Source organism: Desulfitobacterium nosdiversum (assembly GCF_049860565.1).
Taxonomy (GTDB): domain Bacteria; phylum Bacillota; class Desulfitobacteriia; order Desulfitobacteriales; family Desulfitobacteriaceae; genus Desulfitobacterium_A; species Desulfitobacterium_A nosdiversum.
The window spans coordinates 515,001-540,000 of sequence record NZ_CP172056.1; the positions used below are offsets into that span (position 1 = coordinate 515,001).

At 42.8% G+C, this 25,000-nt stretch carries 17 protein-coding genes and 2 rRNA genes (2 of these 19 only partly in view); 4 read left to right on the forward strand and 15 right to left on the reverse strand.

From position 1 onward, the window contains the following. The 13 genes from ACHOLT_RS02570 to ACHOLT_RS02630 all read right to left on the reverse strand — a co-directional run. Positions 1–495 carry the beginning of a thiolase family protein gene (locus ACHOLT_RS02570; RefSeq protein WP_425805581.1) on the reverse strand. The gene continues 699 nt to the left of window position 1, outside the view, so 495 of the gene's 1,194 nt are visible here — the first part of the coding sequence; it begins with the start codon at positions 493–495; the stop codon falls past the left edge of the window. Positions 496–567: 72 nt separating this feature from the next. Then, on the reverse strand, positions 568–2,634 hold the full coding sequence (locus tag ACHOLT_RS02575) for a heterodisulfide reductase-related iron-sulfur binding cluster (RefSeq protein ID WP_425807853.1): 2,067 nt from the start codon (positions 2,632–2,634) through the stop codon (positions 568–570). A gap of 66 nt (positions 2,635–2,700) precedes the next feature. Then, positions 2,701–3,690: an electron transfer flavoprotein subunit alpha/FixB family protein gene (locus ACHOLT_RS02580; RefSeq protein WP_425805582.1), complete on the reverse strand. Its 990-nt coding sequence runs from the start codon at positions 3,688–3,690 to the stop codon at positions 2,701–2,703. A gap of 34 nt (positions 3,691–3,724) precedes the next feature. Further along, complete coding sequence (locus ACHOLT_RS02585) at positions 3,725–4,498, reverse strand: electron transfer flavoprotein subunit beta/FixA family protein (RefSeq protein ID WP_425805583.1); 774 nt, start codon at positions 4,496–4,498, stop codon at positions 3,725–3,727. A gap of 37 nt (positions 4,499–4,535) precedes the next feature. After that, positions 4,536–5,318, reverse strand: a complete 783-nt coding sequence (locus ACHOLT_RS02590) for an enoyl-CoA hydratase-related protein (protein ID WP_425807855.1) — start codon at positions 5,316–5,318, stop codon at positions 4,536–4,538. 82 nt (positions 5,319–5,400) lie between these two features. Further along, positions 5,401–6,258 (reverse strand): 3-hydroxyacyl-CoA dehydrogenase family protein, encoded by an 858-nt coding sequence (locus tag ACHOLT_RS02595; protein ID WP_425805584.1) that lies wholly within the window; start codon positions 6,256–6,258, stop codon positions 5,401–5,403. Positions 6,259–6,330: 72 nt separating this feature from the next. Next, positions 6,331–8,082 (reverse strand): acyl-CoA dehydrogenase family protein, encoded by a 1,752-nt coding sequence (locus ACHOLT_RS02600; protein ID WP_425805585.1) that lies wholly within the window; start codon positions 8,080–8,082, stop codon positions 6,331–6,333. Positions 8,083–8,144: 62 nt separating this feature from the next. Then, the gene (locus ACHOLT_RS02605) at positions 8,145–9,482 is read right to left on the reverse strand and encodes an MFS transporter (protein ID WP_425805586.1); all 1,338 of its coding nucleotides are present in this window, start codon (positions 9,480–9,482) and stop codon (positions 8,145–8,147) included. 23 nt (positions 9,483–9,505) lie between these two features. Beyond that, a complete protein-coding gene (locus ACHOLT_RS02610; protein WP_425805587.1) occupies positions 9,506–10,789 on the reverse strand; it encodes a CaiB/BaiF CoA transferase family protein in 1,284 nt (427 codons plus the stop codon). A 365-nt stretch (positions 10,790–11,154) separates the two neighbouring features. After that, positions 11,155–13,107, reverse strand: coding sequence for a sigma 54-interacting transcriptional regulator (locus ACHOLT_RS02615; RefSeq protein WP_425805588.1), 1,953 nt, complete (start codon positions 13,105–13,107; stop codon positions 11,155–11,157). Between the two features lie 714 nt (positions 13,108–13,821). Next, positions 13,822–14,916, reverse strand: a complete 1,095-nt coding sequence (locus ACHOLT_RS02620; RefSeq protein WP_425805589.1) for a mandelate racemase/muconate lactonizing enzyme family protein — start codon at positions 14,914–14,916, stop codon at positions 13,822–13,824. A gap of 151 nt (positions 14,917–15,067) precedes the next feature. Further along, entirely contained in the window at positions 15,068–15,271 is a 204-nt protein-coding gene (locus ACHOLT_RS02625) for a hypothetical protein (RefSeq protein ID WP_425805590.1), read from the reverse strand. A 354-nt stretch (positions 15,272–15,625) separates the two neighbouring features. Continuing rightward, positions 15,626–15,898, reverse strand: a complete 273-nt coding sequence (locus ACHOLT_RS02630; RefSeq protein ID WP_425805591.1) for a hypothetical protein — start codon at positions 15,896–15,898, stop codon at positions 15,626–15,628. 426 nt (positions 15,899–16,324) lie between these two features. Here ACHOLT_RS02630 and ACHOLT_RS02635 point away from each other — a divergent pair, with 426 nt between their 5' ends. The 4 genes from ACHOLT_RS02635 (at position 16,325) to ACHOLT_RS02650 (ending at position 23,027) form a co-directional block, all read left to right on the forward strand. After that, positions 16,325–18,562, forward strand: coding sequence for a molybdopterin-dependent oxidoreductase (locus ACHOLT_RS02635; protein ID WP_425805593.1), 2,238 nt, complete (start codon positions 16,325–16,327; stop codon positions 18,560–18,562). Between the two features lie 110 nt (positions 18,563–18,672). Further along, positions 18,673–19,008 carry a 4Fe-4S dicluster domain-containing protein gene (locus ACHOLT_RS02640; RefSeq protein ID WP_425805594.1) on the forward strand — a complete coding sequence of 112 codons (336 nt, stop codon included), beginning with the start codon at positions 18,673–18,675 and terminating at the stop codon, positions 19,006–19,008. 307 nt (positions 19,009–19,315) lie between these two features. After that, complete coding sequence (locus ACHOLT_RS02645) at positions 19,316–20,674, forward strand: MFS transporter (protein WP_425805595.1); 1,359 nt, start codon at positions 19,316–19,318, stop codon at positions 20,672–20,674. Between the two features lie 259 nt (positions 20,675–20,933). Further along, positions 20,934–23,027, forward strand: a complete 2,094-nt coding sequence (locus ACHOLT_RS02650) for a sigma-54 interaction domain-containing protein (RefSeq protein WP_425805596.1) — start codon at positions 20,934–20,936, stop codon at positions 23,025–23,027. An 848-nt stretch (positions 23,028–23,875) separates the two neighbouring features. Here ACHOLT_RS02650 and rrf read toward each other — a convergent pair. After that, positions 23,876–23,992, reverse strand: a 5S ribosomal RNA gene (rrf, locus tag ACHOLT_RS02655). A gap of 124 nt (positions 23,993–24,116) precedes the next feature. Beyond that, a 23S ribosomal RNA gene (locus ACHOLT_RS02660) occupies positions 24,117–25,000 on the reverse strand; it runs 2,030 nt beyond the window's last position.

Below are 25,000 nucleotides of genomic sequence, written 5' to 3' on the forward strand. Positions count from 1 at the left end.
CACGTTCTCCGCTGTTTGAACCATGGCGACTCCGCCCCAGGGATCTTTAGCGAAGTTATCCATCATCCAGTTTTCGGGAATCATTTCGCCGCCGGCGCCCACTGGATTCGGCCAGAGGGTGAAAGGACCATTGGAAGCGCGGTCTGTGACCAAGCAGAAGGTTGTGTCATAAGCCCCTGTTTCAAGACCTGTCGCTGCATTATTGATAACAGTTGTCGATGTGGAACAGGCTTGAGATACGCTCATCCCCGGGATATCCGGAGCACCCATGAGAGCTGCTGCCCAAGGTGCATCATAGAATGTATGAAGTTGTCCGATGGTTTTGCCAAAGTTAAGATATTCGAAGATTTGGGGATCGATTTCCCGTGATGCCAACCATCTTTTTGCGGTTGCAGCTGCAAGTTCAACCGAATGTTCATTTTGCAGACTGCCCTGCCAACGTGCAAATGGGGTGCTGTAATAACCGCCATAAGGAACATACGCTTTTGAATACATGTGAAAAACCTCCTCAAAAATATATATTTATTTTTTTATGGGATTGCATTAAGTTAATTGGTCTTAACTGAATTAAGAAACTTTCATTGCAAGAATTTCAGCAATATCGAGGGCCTTCACTTTTTCTTCGGCCTCTCTCGCCGCAATGCCGTCATTGATCATCGTCAGACAGAATGGGCAGGCTGTTCCTACCAGATCCACTCCAATTTTAAGAGCTTCATCGGTTCTCATGTTGTTGATGTGTTCTCCTTCTTTCTCTTCTAACCACATCCGACCGCCTCCGGCTCCGCAGCAGAAGCTCTTTTCATGGTTATGCGCCATCTCACGGACCTCAAGCCCTGCCACTTTGAGCAGTTCACGCGGTTGTGTGTAGATTTCGTTGTAACGGCCGAGATAGCAGGAATCATGGTAGGTAATCGTTTTTTGATCATTCGCCGAGGTGTTGTTGAATTGAAGCCGTCCGGATTGGACTAATTCATTTAAATACTCGGTATGGTGGATCACTTCATATTTCCCGCCGAACTCCGGATATTCATTTTTCAGGATATTGAAGCAGTGCGGGCACTGGGTGACGATTTTCTTGACGCCGTGACCGTTCATGACTTCAATATTCTCGGTGGCTAAGGAATAGAAGAGATATTCATTTCCTAATTTACGGGCAGAGTCTCCGCAGCATTTTTCTTCATTGCCCAAAATGGCGAAGTTGACGTCAGCCTTCTGCATGAGTTTAACAAAGGCTGCCGAAACTTTTTGGTTGCGGGCATCATAGGCTCCGGAACATCCCGGCCAATAGAGTATTTCAGCTTCTGGGTTTTCCTCGATGGTTTTTACGCCGATTCCGGTCAGGAAGTCTGCGCGGCTGGTCCAGCCGATACCCCAGGGGTTTCCGTTATTCTCCATGTTTTTGAAGGCGAGCTGCGCTTCACTCGGGAAGCGGGATTCCATCAGAACCAAGTTGCGGCGCATATCGATGGTTTTGTCGACATGCTCAACGAAGATCGGACATTGCTGTTCACAGGAACGGCAGGTTGTGCAGGCCCAAAGATCTTCTTCGGGGATGACTTCCCCGATCAGAGCGCGCAAGCCGAGTTCTTCTTCAGTCGGAGCTTCCACAGCAGCGGCGACTTCTTCAGCACCTTGAGCGGACGCAGCAGAGGCCGGGTTAGCGGTCGCGTGTTTTTGCCGGGCTTCACCCATTTCTTCCATGTAGACGCGCATGTCTTGGATGACGCGTTTCGGGCTTAAGTGCTTTCCGCTTAAGTAGGCGGGGCAATTGTCCTGGCAGCGTCCGCAGCGGATGCACGCATCGGTGTTAAAGAGCGTTTTCCAGGAAAACTCGGTCAGTCTGCTTTTACCAAAGGTTTCTAGGCTTTCGTCCTCAAAATCAATCGTTTCCGGAATTCCGATCGGACCCCGTTTTCTCATGAATTGATTGGCTAGGCCTAAGACAATATGCGAGAGCTTGGAATACGGAAGGTAGCCGATAAAGGTCATGGCCAAGACGAGATGGAACCACCATAAGAAGCGGTGGAAAGCCCCCAGGCTCTCAGGGCTCATGCCTTGGAACAGCGAGGCCATCCAATAGCCTGCAAATCCGTAAATCGCCCAGGGATCAGGTTTCGCAGCCATACGAACCGCTTGAATCAAAAACCCGGTAACGAGGATGATTAAAATAAGGGCAAGTAAGATTCCATCGTCCATTTTATTATCAAGACGGTCAGGCTTCGTAATGTAACGCCGCCAAATGGCCATGAGCAAACCGACGATTGCTAATAAGCCAAAAAGATTGGCCGATAATTTAATGAAAACATATAACCCGCCGTGGAAAAGGTTCATTCCTAAGTCAGCTTGAAGCGCGACAATCGTGGTTGCAAAAGCGAGAATAACAAAGCCCCAGAAAATAAAGACGTGCATGACTCCCGGGAAAGGATCTTTAAGCACTCTTTTCTGAAATAAGCCATAGACCACGAGGTCTTTAATTCCGGCTTTGATATCTTGCCAGCGGTTTTCAGGCTGCCCCATCTTCCAAAGGTGCAGGCGTTTATAATATCCATATACTAAAAAGCCTACGGCGATCAAAAACAAGGGATAAACTAACCAATGTCCGTGAATGTTCCAGTACAGTTCACGTGTAATCATATCTTTTCCTCTCTTCTTCACTTTAAGGATTCAATTTATCTTGTTTACTCCTCAGATTAAAGAGAGCTATTCATTGACTAATTTCTTGAATTCTTGAGTGAGTAGAGGCACGACGTCAAACAAGTCTCCGACAATCCCGTAATCTGCGACATTAAAGATGTTCGCGTCAGGGTCTTTGTTGATGGCCACAATGAACTTCGAAGAGCCCATTCCTGCAAGATGCTGAATAGCACCGCTGATGCCGCAGGCAATATACAGTGTGGGGGCAACCATACTTCCGGTTTGTCCAACCTGGAATTTGTTATCGATCCATCCTGAATCGACAGCTGCACGGGAAGCTCCTACGGCTCCGCCAACGATGTCCGCCAATTCTTCAAGAATTTTAAAGTTCTCCGGTGCTTTCATTCCCCGGCCGCCGGAAACAATGAAATCAGCTTCTGTAAGCGCTGGACGGCTCGAGACGGCAATCGCGATATCTTTGATAATCGTCTTTAAGTCTGCAGGATCAACACTCACTGCTGCATCCACAACTTCGGCTTGACGGGAAGTATCCGGTTCAGACGGGACGAAGGATTTCGGACGAATCGTGGCAAGCACGGGACGAGTGGTTGTTCCGACAAAACTATACGCACTTCCGGTATAGACTGGGCGTTTAAACACGAGGAATTTTTCGGGATCCGTTTCCATGTCGACAACGTCTGAAGCTAAACCGACGCCTAAACGCTGCGCTAAACGCGGGGCTAAGTCTTTCGTCAGCGCGGTATGACCGAGCAAGAACGCTACCGGATCATTGTCTTTAATCAGCTTGTTGAAGGCTGAAGTATAAGCTCCGGTGGTATATTGTTTCAATTCAGGGGAGTCCAAGAGATAGACTTGATCGGCTCCATAGCTTGCCGCTTGTCCAGCGAGGTCACGGATGCCTTCACCGGCAATGACTGCAATTAGGGGTTCACCGCTTTGATCGGCGATTTTACGCCCTTGACTTAAGAGTTCAAGGGATACTTTGCGAATTTGTCCATTATATTGTTCTACAAAAATCCATATTCCTTTTGGCATAACACTCGCTCCTTTACCATTGTTCATCTCATATTTAGAGGATTTTCGCTTCCTCACGCAATAAACGCGCTAATTCATGCGCAGCTTCCGCTGCTTCACCCGGAAGTTTTCTACCTCCTTGACGTGGGATGGGCAAGGTAAATTTCATGGTCTTCATCTGAGCGACCAAATCAGAAGCGTTCAGCCCCAAATCAGCTGCTTTTACGTTCGAAAGCGGTTTCTTCTTCGCTTTCATGATTCCGGCCACGGAGGGGTAACGGGGTTCGTTGATTCCTTGAACCACAGTCACTACGGTCGGAAGACTGACTTCCAAAGTCTCATTGCCTCCGTCAATAACCCGAACACCGACAGCTTTACCTTCAGCGACATCGAGCTTCGTGATACTGCTGATCGAAGAAACACCTAATTTCTCAGCGAGGCGAACGGCAACTTGAGCGGAACCATTATCGGTATCCATAACTCCAGCTAAGAGAATGTCACAGGGCAGTGTTTTTACAGCTGCTGCCAGGATTTCAGCGGCAACGACTTCATCAACTTCACCGAGAGCAGGATCATTGACGAGAATGGCTTTATCTGCACCCATCGCTAAAGCGGTGCGAATCGCTTCTTGAGCGCGATCGCCGCCTAAGGTAACAACTGTAACGTCGCCACCCAATTTTTCTTTCAGGCGAAGAGCTTCCTCAATAGCATATTCATCTAAAGGATTGATAACGAGATTAACTCCATTACCATCAATTTTCCCTTCAGCGTTAAGAACAATTTTCGCTTCTGTATCAAATGTTTGTTTCACAAGTACTACAATGTTCATAGACTAACCCTCCTGCTACTCGCTACTATGACCACGTTTAAGCGTTTTTAAATACTGCTTCACGCTTATTGATAAAGGCATCCAGTCCTTCACGAAGATCTTCCGTTTTGAAAACCTTTTCAACATACTGCATTTCCAGTTCCAGCGCATCTTCTAAATTAAGCTCAAGTCCTTTATTCACTAAGTATTTATCGTAACCGATAGCAACCCCGGCACTTTTTGCCAATTTCTTAGCCAGCTTTAGCGCTTCATTTAGGGCCTCACCATTCGGAACAACTTGGTTAACCAATCCAAGCTGCATTGCCTCATCCGCTTTAACCATTTTCCCTGTAAATAAAAGCTCTTTTGCTTTAGCCGGTCCTACTAACCGTGCTAAACGCTGTGTACCCCCAAGACCGGGAACAAGTCCGAGCGTGACTTCGGTCAAACCGAATTTGGCTTTTTCATCCGCGATTCTAAGATCACAGGATAAAGCAAGTTCTAAACCGCCGCCCAGGGCCAAGCCATTTAAAGCCGCAACAACAGGCCGGGGTGTGTTTTCTAAGTACGAAAACATTTCTTTATAGATTGTGGCATTTTCACGAGGTCCTACTTCAAACTGATTCGGGAAATCCTTAATATCCGCGCCCGCTACAAAGCACTTTGGCCCCGCTCCGGTAATAACAATGGCCCGAATATCTGCATTTTGCTCAACCTCCTGCAGCACATCCTTTAGCTGTGCTCTGACATCTAAAGTCAGTGCATTCACGGGAGGGTTATTGATCGTAATAACTCCGACTCCCTCATCAATGACGAGTTCAACGACTTTTTGACCTGACATCATTAGCCCTCCTTTTTAACTGGGGGGATAATTGAATCAACCTTTTTCAAATTATCCCCCTCGGATTTAAGCCCTAAAAATCTTATTTGTTGTAGTCATACCAGCCGGCATTAGTTTTCTTGCCAAGACGTCCGGCGCGAACGAGGTTCTTCAAAAGTTGGGGGGCATTCCATTTCATATCTTTGTATTCGTCGACAAAATAGTCCGAAACATGAAGGGAAATTTCCACTCCCGTGAAGTCCATCAGTTCGAAAGGACCCATCGGATAATTTAATCCGAGCTTAACCGCCGTATCGATGTCTTCTATAGAAGCGATTCCTTCCTCAGCAATGCGAATGGCTTCGAGAAATTGCGGCATCATGATCCGGTTAACGATAAATCCCGGGGTGTCTTTTTTAACTTCTACCGGAGTTTTTCCCATCGCTTTGGAAGCATCAGAAACAATAGACACCGTTTCATCGCTAGTGTAGTAGCCGCGAATCACTTCAACTAATTTCATAACAAGGGGCGGATTGAAGAAATGCATCCCGACAACACGGTCTGGGCGAGATGTAGCATTGGCTAATGTGGTAATGGACATAGATGATGTATTAGAAGCCAAAACCGTTTCAGGTCCGCAAATCTTATCCAGTTTTTCAAAAGCCGTCTTCTTCACATTTAAATCCTCGAAAATCGCTTCGATAACCAAGGGAACCGATGCAAAATCTTCCATGTTTGTTGTTGTCGTAATGCGACTGAGAACCGCTTCTTTTTCCTCAACCGTCATTTTTTGTTTCTCTACGTTTTTATCAAGAAAACCGGTGATTCGTTTAACAGCACCATCAAGGAAACGTTGTTCAACATCACAGAGAACCACTTGAAGGCCCTTAACCGCTGCCAAGTGAGCAATTCCGCCTCCCATTGAACCTGCACCAAGAACTCCAACTTTTTGAATTGACATCGTAATTTCCTCCTCTATTTTTCTATTTATTGACTACGGATTATCTGCATTGCTGCTCATGTGCAGTGCATCTTACACCGTGTACTTTCCGTTTTCAGAGATAACTGCAGCAATTTCCCGTTTCAAGGCAACCGTATTTTGGAGATTATATTGGGTCAACTTTTCGAGATCAGCCAGATATTGAGTCAGTTCTTCACCTTCAGCAAGGGCAGTCAGCGTTTCCTTGGCTGTGTATTTCAGAACATCTATCGTTGAATTAATATAAGCCTTAGTCATACTCAGTTTGAGTTTCGACTTGGTTTCGCCTTCATTTTCAATAGACTTCAGAGTCCGGAGCAACGCGCTCTCCATTCCAAATGTTTGAATGGCTATATCAGCTAACCGTTGTACAACTTCTTGTTGATCTCTCAGCCCATCACCGTATTTCTTATGGCTTGCATCTAAGGTCAGCAGGAAAATATCCTTTGCTGCCTGCACCAGGCCCTCTTCCCCTTGTCTAACGATATTGCCTTCAGCAATTTGCGACTTAAATTTATCAATGGCTTCCTGAAGCGGTAATTCTCCCTTTTCAGCACGCTTCAGCAAAGCTGTTGGAATGATAGTCCGATTAATTTCATTTGTTCCTTCGAAGATCCGGAAGATACGGGCGTCACGGTAAAGTCTTTCAATGGTATATTCACTGATAAATCCATAGCCGCCGTGAATTTGGACTCCTTCATCGACTGCATAGGCTTGGGTTTCTGTGCCAAAGATCTTATTGATTGAACACTCAATGGCATATTCCTCAATTCCTTTAGCAACAACCTGACCGCCATCATCTCCCGAAGTATCGAGACTTTCCATCATTTCATCCAAAAGCCCGCCTGTACGATAGACCATACTTTCCGTGACATAGGTCTTAATCGCCATGTTCGCCAGTTTTTCTTTAATCATTCCAAAACTGGCAATAGGAGTACCAAACTGCTTCCTTTCATTGGCGTAAGTTGCAGACAGTTCCAGCGCATATTTGGAAGCGCCCAAGGCATTAGCGGCTAATTTATACCGTCCTAAATTTAAAACATTAAAGGCTACGACATGCCCTTTGCCAATTTTATATAAGACATTTTCAACCGGAACTTTGACATCCTCAAAAATGACTTGCCGTGTTGAAGAACCTTTAATTCCCATTTTATGCTCTTCTGCCCCGGTAGAAAGGCCCCCAGAGTTTGCATCGACAATAAAGGCTGTAAATTTTTGGCCGTCGATTTTGGCATACACGATGAAGAAGCTAGCCATACCGGAATTCGTAATAAACTGTTTACTGCCATTAAGAATGTAATACTTCCCATCCGGACTTAAATCTGCTCGCGTTTTAGCTCCTAATGCGTCGGAGCCAGCTCCGGGTTCAGTTAAGGCATAAGCACCAATTAAATCCCCCGAGGCAATTCCCGGTAAATATTTAGCTTTTTGCTCACGGGTGCCGAACATAACGATAGGCATACTGCCGATACCGGTTTGACCGCCATGGGTCATCGCAAAGGAACCTGACCAGCCGATCGATTCAGAGATGATGGTCGTACTGACCTTATCCATTTCCATGCCGTCAAATTCTTCAGGAATATCAGAACCGTTTAAACCCAAATCGCCTGTACCCTTAAGAAGTTCCTCAATAAGCCCTTCTTTTTTAGCTTCAAGATCGTCCATTTGAGCAATAACCTTATCCTTAACAAAACCCATGGCTGTCCGCAAAAGCATTTTATGCTCAAGTGTAAAATCTTCCGGGGTAAATACACGTTGGGGATCGGTTTGACCTAAAAGGAAGCTTCCTCCTTTAATGATTGTCATAGTTCTCACTCTCTTTCCTTTATTGAATAAGAATTCACAGTTCCTTTGTTTTGTCCCGGTTCTTAAGCTTTTGTGCTCATCTTTTCGATACTTCTTCCCTTTGTTTCGGCAATAAACAAAGCCGTTAAGGCAGCGATAACAGCTGGAATTGCAAAGAATATAAAGGTACCCGTGAACCCAATACCCATCTGTTGAACATAGCCTGCGGCAATAGGACTGAGAAACCCTCCGACCCGTCCGAAGGATTGGGCCCAAGAAATACCGGTACTCCTAAATTCCGTAGGATATGCCTCAGCCAGAAGGGGTTGAACTCCGCTCAAGCCATAATTCATAGCAAAACCAACCAGAGCTCCGGAAATAACGACCTGCCATTGATTGGAAGCAATTCCTATCAAGACAACGGCAGCCGCAGTCAAGACCCAACCGATAATATTGTTTGTTTTGCGGCCAATCCTGTCCGCCATATACCCTGTTACAAATCCACCGACTGCTCCAAAAACATTTTGGAGAACAGCGAACGAATACCCCTTAACTAATCCATATCCTTTTCCTACGAGAAGCGTTGGCAGCCATCCGTTAATCCCATAAATAACTACGGAGCCCATGAAATAGATGATCCAAAACGTCAAGGTTGCTTTCCGATATTCCGGAGAAAATAAAGCACCTATTCCCACCTTTTCCGGAGGAATTGGAATTACTAGGCTTCCAGGTTCATAATCTTCTGCTTTCCCTTTGGCAATTACTTCGATTCGCCTAATTACTGCTATTGATTCGCCTTCTCTTCCTTGACTTAGAAACCAGTGAGGTGATTCGAGAATAGTTCCCATTAAAACCAAGGCGTATAGGGCCGGTATTCCTCCCAGGAGATAACAAACTCTCCATCCATACGCGGGAACAACCTGAATCGAGACAATTCCGGCAAGGACCCACCCCAAAACATAAAAAGACATGATTGATGAGGTAAAAAAACCTCTCGTTTTTGTGGGAACATTTTCAGCCATTAACGTGATAGCAATAGGAATGCAAGCTCCAAACCCAATTCCGCCTAATATCCTAAGAATTGCGAAGACCTGAAAACTGTGCACATAATAGATCGGAAAGGTCAGCAAGGAAAAAACAAGGGTAAAAATAACAAGGCTCTTTTTCCTCCCCATGCGATCTGAAATGATGCCTGCAGTCATCCCGCCAATCATCAATCCTAGAAGACTCCATGAAGCGAGACTTCCCGTTTGGATCTTCGTTAGCGCCCATTCTTGTGCAATTTGCGGCATTGTATAAGAAATAATCATATAATTGAAACCCGCAAATATCAGGGTGAGACCCACCAAAAAGTAGGTCCTATACGTGTATTTGGAAACGCCGAGTTGATCAATGATTTGAGAGATTGACATATTATTCATTTTTAGTCACCCTGTCTTTCTCTCTAAATGACCCCCTGTTGTCTAAAGTTAGCAATTTCGCCATCATCGTAATGGAGTACTTTTTGAAGAATTGCATCGGTATCTTGCCCAAGTTTCGGAGCCCCGCGCCATACCTTAGCCGGAGTTTGACTCATCTTCGGATTGAATCCAAAAGCTTTGACGATTTGATCCAGTGTCTCGTCTTTATATTCAACAAAATCCCCGCGTTTCTGGTAGTGTTCACTATCCACTAAATCTTCGGCAGTTTTGACGATGCCGCAGGGAACCTTGAAGCTGAGCAAATGCTGCTTAGCCTCTTCGGCATCATGCGCTGCAACCCAATCCATCGTCAGCTGATTTAACTCGAGACCGATTTCCGAATTCAAGGCCTCAGGTGATCCACCTGCCGCTTCGTGGGTAAACTTATTGGGATCAAGTTCTAAAGCTTTGATGAATCGCCCAAAAACGAAGGAACCGTAGGCACCAATGTAGAGGTATCTCTCATCCTTTGTTTTGAATAAGTTCGCCGGTTGGAAAATCGGTATTTTATTTCCTCCTCTTTGCTTAGTTCTGCCGAGCAGGAACCGTTGAACAAATAAATCGCTCAAAACCTTGCTCATCGACTCAATTTGTGAAATATCAATGGCCTGACCCTGGCCAGTCTTTTGCGCATGCAGATAAGCCATTAAAATCCCATTGACCGCAAACAAAGCAGTTATATAATCGTTCATAAATCCAGTTGCTGGAGACGGCGGCATAGGTTCAGGAAAACCATTGATGAACATAAACCCACCTTCGGCTTGACCAATAGGATCATAGGATGGCCGGTTACATTCCTCAGGCACACCACCAAACTGGGGTCTTCCAAAACCGCTGATATGTGCGATAACAAGTTTAGGGTTCACTTCAAAAAGCATTTCTTCAGTTATCCCTAACTTTTCAATCCAGACCATATTCTCCACCCAAACATCACAATTTTTGATGAGGGAAAGAAATATCTCTTTACTCTCTGGAATCTTTAGGTTCACTTCAAGTGATAAACTCAACTTATTCCGTGCTTCCTGAATCCAGACGGTACTCACTCTTTGATCACCCTGCTTTACCACAGGTGCTTGCTCACGATAGGGATCCCCTACGCCGGGCCGTTCAACATGAATAACCTCAGCTCCATATTCTGCAAGCAAAGATGCTGCAAACGGGGCTGCCACAATACTTCCTGTCATCAGCACTCGCATTCCCGTGAGCGGGCCAAATTTGGGCGCAATAGCCGGTGCAGGTACGTGCTCAATTTCCTTCCATCTTTCCATCTCTTTTGTCTCCCCTCGACTTATCTTTCTAAATGGTCTTTGAGCTGTCTAGATTTGCAGCCCTTTCTCGATCTCATGTTCACCTCCAACAAAGTAATTGAATAAATAATTCTGTATATTTAAAATATTATGCAATTATCATGCCAAAGCGGGACCACTATTAAAAACCGATGAAATCTGTTTTGTGAAAATGAAATTATTCTTAAAAAGAAATAAAGTAAAGATTCTTTACACCTCTGTAAAAATTTTTTACATGAGAAAATAAGCATAAATAGCTTCCTGATAGTACAAAAAATACTGCCCTCAACTTCCACAAGGAAAGTCAAGGACAGTTGTAAGTTTAATTAAACTTTATGATTATTAAGTTACAGCTCAACAGAAAATGCACTTAAGTTTCGATTAAGCATTTTTAGCAGGGTGGGACGACTTATTCCTAATTTCATGGCTAATTCAGTATTATTAAGGCTAGTTCTCGCTCTTACACTTTGAATAATTTGGGCGTTCATTTCTTCAAGGGTACTAATCCGTACATTAATTTTATCGTCTGCAGTTCCTTCATTGATTTGATTAAGAATTTGAACCCGTTCTTCCTCGGCTAATAATTCAAGGACAGTATCTTCCCATTCGCTTTCACTATCTGCTAAAATAACACATCTCTCAACAAAATTCTGAAGCTGTCTGATATTTCCGTACCATTCCTGTTTTGCTATTTTGTTTAAGTGTAGCTCCGATAATTCAAAGTTTAGTTTATTATACTTATCGGTTAATTTCTCAACAAAAAACTTAACGAGACAGGGAATATCATCCTTTCTTTCTCTTAAAGGAGGTAGGGTTAATTTCAACACATTAAGACGGAAATATAAGTCTTCACGAAAAGCCCCTTTTCTAACCAGGGCTTCTAAGTCTTCATTGGAAGCGGCGATAACTCTTACATCCACTGGAATAACGCGATCACTTCCGATTCTTCGAACTTCTTTTTCCTGCAATACGCGAAGCAGATTTGCCTGCAAATCCAACTTCATTTTACCAATCTCATCAAGGAAGACCGTCCCGCCTTGAGCAATTTCAAACAGGCCTGCTTTTCCTCCTTTACTCGCCCCGGTAAAAGATCCTTCGCTATATCCAAAAAGTTCACTTCGCAATAAATTATCGTCTAATGAAGCGCAGTTTACAGCCACAAATGGACATTTACCTCTTAGCAGGTGCCCATTATGCAGACTCTGGGCCAATAATTCTTTGCCAGTACCGCTTTCACCGCGAATCAGAACAATACCATCCGTATTGGCATATTTTTTAGCCTTTTGAATAACTGCGGCCATCCCGGGATTGACATGAAAAATATCTTTAAAAGAGTATTTTGCGATTAATCCTTTTTCTATAATATCCCGGCTTGCTTTCCCTTCCTCTTGCTTCTTGGCGACTTCTTTAAATGTAATAAAAATACTGCTTAAATTTTGCCGCTTATCAAAACTCGGAATGCGATTGACCAAAAGATCACCTTTCGGCATCTTATAGAGGAACCCCAGTCTTTTTTCATGCTGATCAAAAAGTTTTACCAAGTATTTAAAATGACTTAATTCGTCTAAGGATTTCCCCAAGACCTCCTGTTCATTAAGTCCAAAGATTGGCTCCGCAACATGATTAAATATAGTAAATCTTTTCTTATCATTTATTGCGATCATTCCCTCGTGTGAATAAGCCGTTATTGTTTTGACTTGAGATGAAGCTATTCTCTCGCTCAATTGAAAATTTGAAATAGCTCTCGCATTTTCAAGCGCTTTGCGAATGGTATTTTCTCCACCTAATACAGAGATGTAATCCATTCCATTTAAATAAACAACAGAGGCAATTTTTTCTCCCGCTCCTACTACAACTTCAACGCCATCTTGACGTGCCTGTTTAATTTTGATCAGTAGATCCTGCCAATCATGATAGATATATACTTTTGCAGGCAGGCTGAGAACAGTACAAAGCGTAGTAATTATACTAAACTTTTCTGTCTCTCCCGAAAAGACGCCTACTTTGCATTTCATTTTTTTAGCTTTTTGAAGAGCTAGGATTAAATCATATTCCGTCGGGTAAATACTCACAAAAGGCAGTGGTCCTATGTCTTTACGCAGAAGATTAAGGGTTGCTCCTCCACTCCCTAAAATACTGATACGATTAGGATCTTGAGATATCATGTCGCGGGCGATCTGTACAGCATCATCAAAAGTAGATTCACAAACGGAAACACTTAAATTAAATTCTTTTTTAACTTTATACAGTAAATTTGTGAATTCCTTCTGTGGCGATGTAAAGAAAACCTCACCCGTCATTTTATCTCCCCCATCCATTTTTATATCTGTAAAATCTAGTAAATATATCTTAATTGATAATTCTAAATTTTTCAAAAAATCATTTTCACAAATGTACAAGCTTGTATTAAACTGAATAATCTTTAGCTTTGAAAGCTAAAAACCCCCCTATAATATATTATGAACTGAACTCTTAAAAGTGGACATCGAAACAGATAGGCCTCCTCTTGCAGAATTTAAAGTCTGCAGGAGGAGGCCTGTTATATCGATTGGATAAATTTACTGATGATTGCCCGCGGGATTGACTCGGCAATTCCCTAAAACCGGGATATCCTGTGTAGAAAGGCTCTATAGATTGAAGAACTGCAAAAGATTGCGGTAACAGACGATGAAACGGAATACATTATATAAAAGTGTATAAAACATCAGCTAAATACAAAAAGAAGGGCGCATAAGCCCTTCTTTTTGTTGCATATAAGAGAAAAATGTAGAGCCAGTATAATAGTCAAAAAATTAAGAAGCACTACAGTTGTTGCTGAAAGGGCAAGCCGAACATTCTTTCATCGGATCGATGCAGATGGTATTCACTACGCTAAAACGTTGGCGAATGTTTGTGCTTGAACATTTAGGACAAACGTGTTGAAATGGATCGCCACTGCTCGAAGGTACAGTAAATTGGTAGTCACAATCGGCACATGCCAGATAATAATTTGACATAATGACAACTCCTTATCCTTACAATAGTTTAATCGTATATTCCTCAACCGCAGCTTCATCCAGTTCAACCCCAAGGCCGGGCTTCTCAGGAACATACATATACCCATTTTCAACTTTAGGAATTTCCTTGATAAGATTGCCCTTGACTGACATGTAATAACAATTCTCAGAGGGGAGACTGATTTGCTTAGAAGCTGCTGCAAGGTGCAGGCAGGCAAAAGCACCTAATGCCGACTCAGCCTGTGTTCCAGTCAAACATGGCTTATTAAAGGCCTCACAAACAGCGCTGATTTTTCTAGAAATAGTAAAGCCTGTTCTAGGAACTTTAATATTGACCAGACCAAGCGTATCCATCTCCAGTTGCCTGATTACATCAGGGAGTGTATAGCAGCTTTCATCACCCATAATCGGTGTGCGCACTTCTCGAGCAAGCTTCATACGGGCATGATCATCCCATGCCGGAATAGGTTCCTCACAGTATGCCGCTAGACCTTCCAACTGAGTAATAACCTTAATCGCATCGGCGTAACTCCAGCCTTGATTGGCATCAATATACAGAATACAATCCTCTGGAACCGCCTCTCTAATGGTATGGAACATTTTGATATCAAAATCCGCATCCTGTCCCCCTTTGAGCTTTAGAGCCCGGAATCCTTCAGCGTACTTGATTTTTGCCTCTGCAACCATAGCCTCGAGGGGTTTTAGACCAATCATCCAACTCAGCGCGATTTTGTTTTTATAGCCCCCCAAAAGCTTATAACACGGAAGTCCGGTTTTTTTACCCATAATGTCATAAAGACAAACATCTATTGCACCCTTAGGGGTCAAGTTCCAATAAACGGTATTCATCTGTTCCCAGATTTTATCTATATCCAATGGATCCATTCCAATAAGTCTTGGTCCTATATATTTGTTGATGATCGCACAAATAGATTCCTGCGTGTCTCCATAAAGTGAAGGTCTCGGGATTGACTCGGCAATTCCCTCAATTTCTTCATCCGTCATGATACGAACAAGCACATGATCAGCATAATTCATATGCCCACTCGCCCACTTCAAAGGTTCTAAAAGAGGGAGACGAACCGCATTCGCAGATACATTTGTAATTTTCATATAGAAGCATCCCTATTATTTGATAGTTTAACCTTACCAAGCGGCATTTGAAATAACTTTGAAGAAAAGCGGGGCAGGCCTATTCGTTATCGAACGAGCCTGCCCGCAGTACAATAATTATCCTACAACATCGAGTTAAACAAAAATAATTTTAGTCTTTGTTGGCATTATATCCCCTAACAGGTTTCCTCATAATTTTACCGGAAACTACATAAAAACCGTTTTTTAACATAGCTTCCTTAGTCAGATCCAGCTCTTTCATAAGGTCGTTGATATTTTTACCAGCTTCAAGCTCTGCATTAAGTTGTTTGAATTGAGCATCGAGATCAAGCTTTGCAAATTCTTTTTTATTCATGGTACGCGCCTCCAAAATAGTATTCTTTAAGAATTACTCGGTTTCTGGACATCAAACAAAAGAAGTTTATGCCTTAACCAAGTTACACCTCCTTAAGAATCTTAGAAATCTATAACCCGCTTTTGTTTGAAGTTCCATTTCATTGAATAGATGTTGCAAATAATATGCCAACTTCTAAGAAACATCGCGAAACGGCTTCGTATATAGCTTCGGTGGTTTCTGATTTTGAAAATAGAGTGATTAACAAATCCCTTTTTGTTATGCTTTACTCTTGTCTGCATATTCACAATCCAGTTAAATCAAGGGCTGCGTAAAATTCCTTTTTTGCGACTCAATATCATTATAAGAAATGTATTAGGAATTTTCTGGAGGTGTATTCAACTTACAAGGAACCGGCCCTCCGTTTTCAGGAGATTTTTTATGTTTAGCACAAGGATTAGCACACACCATATCACTATACAAACAATAAACAACGGGAGGTTTCACTCGTTCGGGCAGTTCTGCTCCGCATTTTTTACACGCTTGTGCCGAAGTGTCAAAATTAAAAGTTCCACACTTTGTACATTTTCTAGGCTTTTCCTTAGGAGGTTTGCAGCCTCCGCAGTATGGATTACAAGACCAACACATCTGTTTGCCTCCTTTTTTATTGCTTTGTTTGGTAGACAATTGTCATCTTACTCTTTTCCTATGTTCATGACAAACAATATCCTAATTTGATACGTTATTTCAAAAAAAGATTTGACCTCTTCTCTTGATTTCAAAGCCTTGTGAAGTTTCTTACTAAAAAATTTCAATGCAAAAAGAGATAAAAGTTTTATTTTAAATTTTATTGCAGATAACCTAATAATCCCTGTATTAACAGGGTTCCGCTCTTCATTTTAGAACTGGCACACTTATTGCAATATATTGAGTCAAGGGATAAACCGGGTAGAGTGTAATCTGTGTCATTAAGGAGGTGTTTCATCAGCAGAATGGGTCTCTTTCCAAGGTTTTATCCTACGTTAATCAAGTCTTTCAAATTAAAAATGATTCTTGAAAGGGTGAGTTGATACAATGCAAAAAGAATGGACGCAACAAGAAGACGGCGAATATGTTGTTAGAACTTGCGGATGGTCCCCGCCCGGAGATCATCCAGTAGGCTGCGGCATGAAATTGCATGTTAAGGATGGCAAACTTGTAAAAGTTGAAGGGGACCCGGAAAATCCGATTACGCAAGGCAGGTTGTGTATTCGGTGTTTATCACTTCCTGAGTATGTCCACAATCCTCAACGGATTACCCATCCCATGAAGCGTGATCCGAAGAAACGCGGTGAAGATGCGTGGGAGCAAATATCCTGGGATGAGGCTTGGGATATTATCGTCGATAAAGTTAATGATATTAAAGAAAAATATGGGGCTGAATCCATCGTCGTGTACGGCGGAACTGGAAGAGAAGCCTGCCTGTATTACTATCCACTGGGCTTTGCCGCGCTTCAAACTCCTAATGTTTGTTACTCACAAAGCGGCTGGTCCTGCTATGGACCCAGATGCTCTGTTACAGACTATATTTTAGGCGCAGGATATCCTGAAATCGACTATGCCGGTTTCTTTGAAGATCGGTTTGAGCATCCCGGGTGGAAGCTGCCGGAATATATTGTGTTATGGGGTAAAGAACCCCTAAAATCAAACCCTGATGGTTTCTTCGGTCATGCCGTTATTGACATGATGAAACGGGGAAGTAAGCTCATCATGATTGACCCCAGAATCAGCTGGCTGGCCACGAGAGCGGATTATGTCCTTCAATTAAGACCTGGAACGGATGCGGCTCTTGCTCTCGCCATTCTTAACGTCATCATAAACGAAGATCTCTATGACCATGATTTTGTGGAAAATTGGTGTTACGGTTTTGACGAGCTGAAGGAACGTGTTCAGGAATATCCGCCTGAAAAGGTTGCAGATATTACTTGGATACCCAAAGAAAAAATTGTGGAAGTTGCAAGGGTTATTGCTAATGCTAAACCTTGCACATTTGGTTGGGGATTGGCTTTTGACCAAAATCCAAATGGAGTTCAACTTGGACATGCTTTCCTCGCTATAGTTGCCATTACCGGGAATATCGACGTTCCTGGAGGTGTTACCGTTGGACCGCCGGCTGCACTTATGGGAAAATGGCGTATGGATGCTCGAAGTGAGCTTTCGGATGAGCTTTGGGACAAACGGATCGGCGCCAAGGAATATCCCGGATTTGCGACAGCAATGGCTACAACTCAACCGGATGCAACTTTAGATACTCTTGAAACCGGCAAACCTTATCCGCTTAAGATGGCTTGGTTTAACAGTTCTAATTTCCTTGCTCCTACCTGTTCGGCACAACCTGAAAGATGGTATAACGCGCTTAAGAAAATGGAGTTCAATGTCGTACAGGATACCTTTATGACTCCGACAGCGATGGGCCTTGGCGATGTTTTCCTGCCGCTTCCTTCATTCGCTGAGCATGACGGCGTTGTTATCACTCACTATGGTCGGAATTCTATCTTCCTTGGAGCGATGAACAAAGCCTTAAATGTCGGCGAATGCAAATCGGATATCGAAGTTTGCATTGAACTGGGCAAACGGCTCAATCCAAAGGCTTGGCCTTATGACTCTGTTGAGGACTTCTTTGATAAACAACTGAAACCGGAATTGGGTATCAGCTTTAATGATCTGAGAGAGAAAGGGATCGTCAGCCCTCCATACGAATATAAAAAGTACGAAAAAGGTATGCAAAGACCGGACGGTGAGCCTGGTTTCTTAACTGTAACAGGGAAGGTTGAACTTTACTCCGTACTCTTCGAATCATGGGGTGAAGATCCTCTGCCCTATTATATGGAACCCCCTTATAGCCCCATTAGTACACCGGAGCTTTTTGAGCAATATCCGTTAATTCTGACAACAGGTGCAAGAACATATGCATCTTTCCATTCCGAACATAGACAGGTTCCGAGCCTGCGTGAAATTGTGCCCAATCCGATCATGGAAATCCATCCTGAGACAGCTAAACGTCTGGGAATTATCGAAGGAGACTGGGTAATCATTGAAAATATGTTCGGTAAGGCAAAAGAGAAAGCTCATTTGACTCCCGCAATTTCTCCAAAAGTTGTCCATGCACAGCATGGCTGGTGGTATCCAGAAAAGAAAGGTACAGCGCCAGATTTATTTGGAGTTTGGGAATCCAACGTTAATTCTTTGATACCGCATAAAAACATTGGAAAGCTCGGTTTCGGAGCTCCCTACAAAGCTATTATCTGCAAGGTATACAAGGCTGAAGAGTAAAGTCTATATGTCTGCCCAAAAACAGTAGTATATCAGAGCAATGAGCTGGAGCAGTAATCTCTGAATTAGTCCAGTGTATCTAATCAAAACGAGTGACTGGAGGGAAATAAATGTCGCAATATGGATTATTGATTGATTACGAATATTGCACGGGTTGCCATTCATGCGAAGTTGCTTGCAAGAATGAATTAAAGCTTCCTCGTGGCAAGTGGGGAATTAAACTCACTGAAGTGGGTCCTTTTCAGACAGTAGGTGAAAAATGGGAGTGGGATTATATTGCCGTGCCAACAGATCTCTGCAATTTATGTAAAGATCGGGTCGAAAAGGGAGAAAAGCCATCCTGTGTTCATCACTGCTTAGGCCAAGCGATGGAATATGGCCCTGTAGAGGAATTAGCTAAAAAAATGGCTGAAAAGGGCAAAAAGGTTATGATGTTTATACCTTAAAAAACATTAGGTTTCCATTATACTTTATCACTATTAATTTGAACGATGAGTTATCTTATGAACAATGAGTAAACTCGGTGTTATAACGGCTTCCCCCATCGAGAAGCCGTTATAACATAATTGTTTTACGTTGTCTTAGGGTTCACTTTCACATGAGTCTTGGATAGAGGCAAAGGGGATAGTGTTGAGTATTTTTCACCGATCGATGTAAACCAAATCTAGGCTTGGCTTCGAAGAGCTAAAAGAGAGATATGGCGGTTCTTGGGAGTTCTTGTATAAAGTGCAAGTTACGAAAGGAGAATAATTGGTGAAAAGCTTTAGTGTTTCTGAAGTAATGGATTCCTTTGGTGTTAATAAATTTACTTGGAAAATATTCTTTTTCCTAGGCATGGCCATGGTATTTGATGGTTATGATTACATGATCGTATCCTACACAATGCCACAAATTGCTCAAGAATGGGCATTAAATGCCGTACAAAAAGGGAGTTTATCCTCCTGGAGCCTTCTTGGCTTGGTTCTGGGCGGTACAATTTCCGGTATTATCTCTGACAAATTTGGCCGTAAGAAAACTCTAATGTACTCTATTTTTGCATATTCCTTGCTGACTATACCTATTTATTTTTCTCATAGTTTTATGGCCTTCGCTTTTTTCCGTATTGTAGCTGGGATCGGTCTTGGCGCATGTATTCCGGTTGTAACGACGGTGTTTTCGGAATCGACACCAACGAATCGTCGTGCTGTTTTTATCACCTTTGGTATGGCCTGGATGATCGTCGGATGGGTGCTTGCCGGCCTTCTTGCTACTGCCCTTGTCCCTAAAGTGGGGTGGAGAATTTGTTACCTGATTGGCGGCTTTCCTATGTTATACTCGATTTTCTTGTATTTCAGAATGCATGAATCCGCTTATTGGTTCGCCAATAAAGGTCGCAAGGAAGAAGCAGTCAAAGAATTAAAGTATATCGAGGAAATCGCCAAAGGTAAATGTACAGATTGGGATCCTCAAGCCTTGATTGTTCCGGAACGGCCAAAACAAGCCGGGGTTGGAGCTCTTTTCTCTAAGGAATATCGATCTGCTACTGCGGGTGTCTGGATTATGTATTTTTCGGGTTGTTTCATTGTCTATGGTATTAATGCTTGGCTGCCCTCTTTGATGTTAGAGAAAGGGTTAAAGTTAACTTCTGCTTATGGCTTGGCTGTCGCGCAAAATGCTGCCGCGGTTATTGCCAATTGCTCAACCGGCTTTGTGGCTGAGGCAATAGGCCGTAAAAAAAATCTTCTTTTCAGTTTTGTGGTTTCGGCCGTTGCGATTATTATTATGGCAAATATCGGGAGCAGTTTTGCAGCAATTTTAGCAGCAAATATTTTCCTTGGGTTCGCTGTTAATTATGCGATTACTGCAGTACAGCCACTTATGGCCGAATCTTATCCCACTGAGTTTAGAAATACCGGGGTTTCTTGGTGTCAAGCTTTTGGTCGATTCGGAGGGGCCGCTGCACCGATTGTCGCCGGTATAATCGTTGGACTGAATCTTGGGTACTCAATGTCCTTTATGTTTTATGTCATTCCGGCGGTTATTGGTGCATTAGCAGCTATTCTCTTTGTTAAGAAAGAGACCAAAGGAAAATCCCTTGACGAACTTGCTTCAGAACAAACTCAAAGTATCTAATTGGGTATAAATTCGAAATAATACAATCGTATTAATTCAACAATAGGGTATGATATTATCATCATATCCTATTGTTAGTTATTAATTATACTAAAAATTATAAACCATCTATGCTTTTAAGCAGGAGAATCACTTAAAAGCATAGAAAACAATAATTGTAAAACAATTTGCGTGATTCAGCAATTAAATTGATCCTAATGCTTCATGGAATTGACTTGTATCTACCATTTATATCAGTAATTTGAGGAAGGTGTTACAGTTGCCATTGATAAGTATGGATCGAAATAGTTCAGAAGCACAAATAAAGCAATTAATGAACCAAAATTATGACTTAATCTCTAAAAAACGTTGGGAAGGAATTTTAGATTGCAAAAAAAGGTTTTTAAACAATGAGGATCCATGTGCATGTGAAAACTTGCACGCTGATGTCCTTGAATCTTGGTATAGGTCACGCGAATTCGGAATTAATCCCTATATCAAGTTAACCAAGCCGCAGTTAAATCATGATGAATTCGAGGAGATACTTGAAGAAAATTCCAAACTAATCCAAGTTATCAAACCTTTAATCAATACTTTCAAGAGCATGGCCATATTAACCTGTGGTTATATTCTCTATTTATGCAATCGAGATGGAGTATTCCTGTTACAGGAAGGCGAAATGATGAGAATGACTACGGAAGGTTTAGTGTGGAACGAAAGTACAATAGGCACGTGTGTTCATTCTTTATGTGTACGTCTCAAACGTCCCGTGCAATTGATGGGGCCTGAACACTATTGTGTCGCTTTAAACGATCTTATTGCTTCTGCCGCACCTATTATGAATGAAAATGGCGATGTTATCGCGACTCTGATTTTAAGCCAGCCTCTGATGGATAAACCTTGGTTAGATAGTTTTCAAAATTTAAATTCACATACGCTTGGCCTTATTACTTCATTAGCGGTAGCTGCCGAGGGGCAGTTGAAACTGATTAAGAGCAATAAAAGCTTAAAAGAAAGTTACCAGAATTTGAAAATTGCCCATGAAAGCTTGAGTTTATCTCATGCCACGATTAAAGCTATCTCTAATTTTCTGGATGAAGGGATTATTGCTATCGATCGAGCCGGAACTATAATACATACCAACCATGAAGGTGCCCGGATATTAAAAATAGAAATAGGAGATCAAAATAGAAATATCAGCGAATTCTTGTGCAGCCACTCCCGCCTTATGTCAGCAATAGAAGAAGGGAGAAGTACGTCCATTGAGGAACCTCTTTGTATTGAGAATGATGAACATTCATATATAATCCATATTCAACCTATTTTTAGTCCAAATACTGAATATATTGATGTTGCTGTTTTGCGATTTAATCATGTGGAAAAGATTAATGCAATGGTTGTTAGCCGCTCAGGTGCTGTTGCCAACTATAACTTCGAAGATCTCGTTGGGAAAAGTAAAGAGTTAAAAAGAAGTATTGAATATGCGCAGCGGTTTGCTAATTTAAGTGATAATATCTTATTGATCGGAGAAAGCGGTACGGGCAAAGAACTCTTTGCCCAAGCTATTCACAATGCGTATAGACTCCAGGGACCCTTTATAGCGGTAAATTGTGCAGCAATGCCGCGAGAGCTGATTGAAAGCGAGCTATTTGGTTATGAAGGAGGCAGCTTTACAGGCGCCGAACGCAGCGGAAGACCCGGTAAAATTGAGCTGGCCAATGGGGGGACACTCTTCCTTGATGAAATTGGCGATATGCCTCTCGAAATTCAGGCTGTTTTATTAAGAACGTTAGAAGATAAGCAGGTAATGCGTGTCGGTGGTCGTCGCTATAAGAAAGTTGATTTTAGACTGATCAGCGCTACCAATAAAGATCTCTACAGCATGGTAAAAGAAAAGCAATATCGCGAGGATCTTTATTTCCGGCTTTCTGTATTAACGATTAACATACCTCCTTTACGGAATAGAGGTAATGATATAGAAATTCTGTCCAAACATTTTATCGAGAAATATTGTAACAAACAGGGATGGAAAATCCCAAAGGTTTCTCCTGAGACACAGAAGATTATTAATGAGTACAAGTGGCCTGGGAATGTCCGTCAATTGCAAAATGCCATGACTTATGCGGTGAATACAGCTCAAAAAGGTCAAATTAACCCAGATAATCTACCGAATTATATTATGATAGATTCCAATTCGATAGATAATAATACAACGGTTAATGATGAGATGCTTCGCTTAGATAACCTTGAGAAAATAGCAATAGAAACAGCCCTGTTGCGTTCAGACAATAATATGGATAGAGCAGTCGAAATACTGGGAATAAGCCGTTCAACCTTATATCGGAAGTTAAAAGATTATCAGATTCAACATTGAATTTAGATATAAGCTATTTTAAAAATATTAAAATGATACACCATCGTAAAAAAAGATTATTTCGGATTCTTAGGATTTCTGCTTTCTTCAGCTTAAATGAAAGTTTAAAAATGTCAAAAAGAGATTAATAAAATATTGCTGGTTATGTTGGAACCCTTGATTTGAGCCGATCTCAAGGGCATTCATCTAATGGCACGCTTCTTGCAATTATTTATATCTGTCGGATTCATTGACCAGAATCTAAAGATTATAAGTAATCAAGGAGGCATTTATTATGTGTTTTAGACCAGCATCTGTTAACAAGCCGGTAGAGTGCCCAAATTGCAAAAAGAAAGTTCCTATCGTGGGCAGTACCAGACTGAAAACATGCCCGTTTTGTAAAACTCCATTACCAGATAAGCAAGAAACACCGGAGGGTCAGGATAATAAATAAAATCCTAGTTGTCTATAATTTCAATCGACTGTCGACGAGGCTGTTGCTAAGTACAGAATTTTTCTGTAATGCGGCAGCCCATTTTTATTACTCAATCTACTAGATTGTTTTGTCTGCGATCCAAGTAGGGCTGCGCCTTCTCAGTATATCTAATTAGCATGTCGCTAGCCCCGTAAAGACATACTATGTCTTTACGTCTCAGCCCTGGAGATCTTAACTTCCGTGTTCGGTATACGAAAAGGTATGGTATATCTTTTCGGCCAGCCGCATGCCCCACAGAATCGCTTACCGGTGCAAGATCGAACGGGTGGAACCGACCCGAAAAATTTACTTTCTAAAAGAATCTAACAGAAGTTTTTTACGTAGTAAAAAAGCAGAGAGACCATCTTTATCGGACGGTCTCTCTGCTTTGCTTACCTGGCGACGACTTACTCTCCCAGGACCCTGCGGTCCAAGTACCCTCAGCCCTGGAGGTCTTAACTTCCGTGTTCGGTATGGGAACGGGTGGAACCCCTCCGGCATTATCACCAGATCTTTTGAGTTTTCAGCTTTCGCTGTTCCCTCAAAACTGCACAGATTGTTTTCTTTTAAGTCTTCAGATTCTCTACCCTAACCTTCGTTTGAGCCCCGGTTAGGTTTAACCTTAGTTGCGGTTTTAGGTCAAGCCCTCGACCGATTAGTACCCGTCAGCTCCACACGTCACCGCGCTTCCACATCGGGCCTATCTACCTGATCATCATTCAGGGGTCTTACCAGCTTGTGCTGTGGGAAATCTCATCTTGAGGTCGGTTTCGCGCTTAGATGCTTTCAGCGCTTATCCGATCCGGATATAGCTACCCAGCTATGCCTCTGGCGAGACAACTGGTACACCAGTGATCCGTCCATCCCGGTCCTCTCGTACTAGGGACAGCTCCTCTCAAATTTCCTGCGCCTGCGACGGATAGGGACCGAACTGTCTCACGACGTTCTGAACCCAGCTCACGTACCGCTTTAATGGGCGAACAGCCCAACCCTTGGGACCTACTACAGCCCCAGGATGCGATGAGCCGACATCGAGGTGCCAAACCTCCCCGTCGATATGGACTCTTGGGGGAGATAAGCCTGTTATCCCCAGGGTAGCTTTTATCCGTTGAGCGATGGCCCTTCCACTCGGTACCACCGGATCACTAAGCCCGACTTTCGTCCCTGCTCGACTTGTTGGTCTCGCAGTCAAGCTCCCTTCTGCCTTTACACTCTTCGCGCGATTTCCATCCGCGCTGAGGGAACCTTTGGGCGCCTCCGTTACTCTTTAGGAGGCGACCGCCCCAGTCAAACTGCCCACCTGACACGGTCCTCAACCCCGATTCAGGGGTCTAAGTTAGAATTTCAGTACAAAAAGAGTGGTATCCCACCGGCGACTCCACCAAGGCTGGCGCCCTAGCTTCTCTGTCTCCCACCTATCCTGTACATTTTATACCAAAATCCAATGTCAAGCTACAGTAAAGCTCCATGGGGTCTTTCTGTCCTGTCGCAGGTAACCCGCATCTTCACGGGTATTACA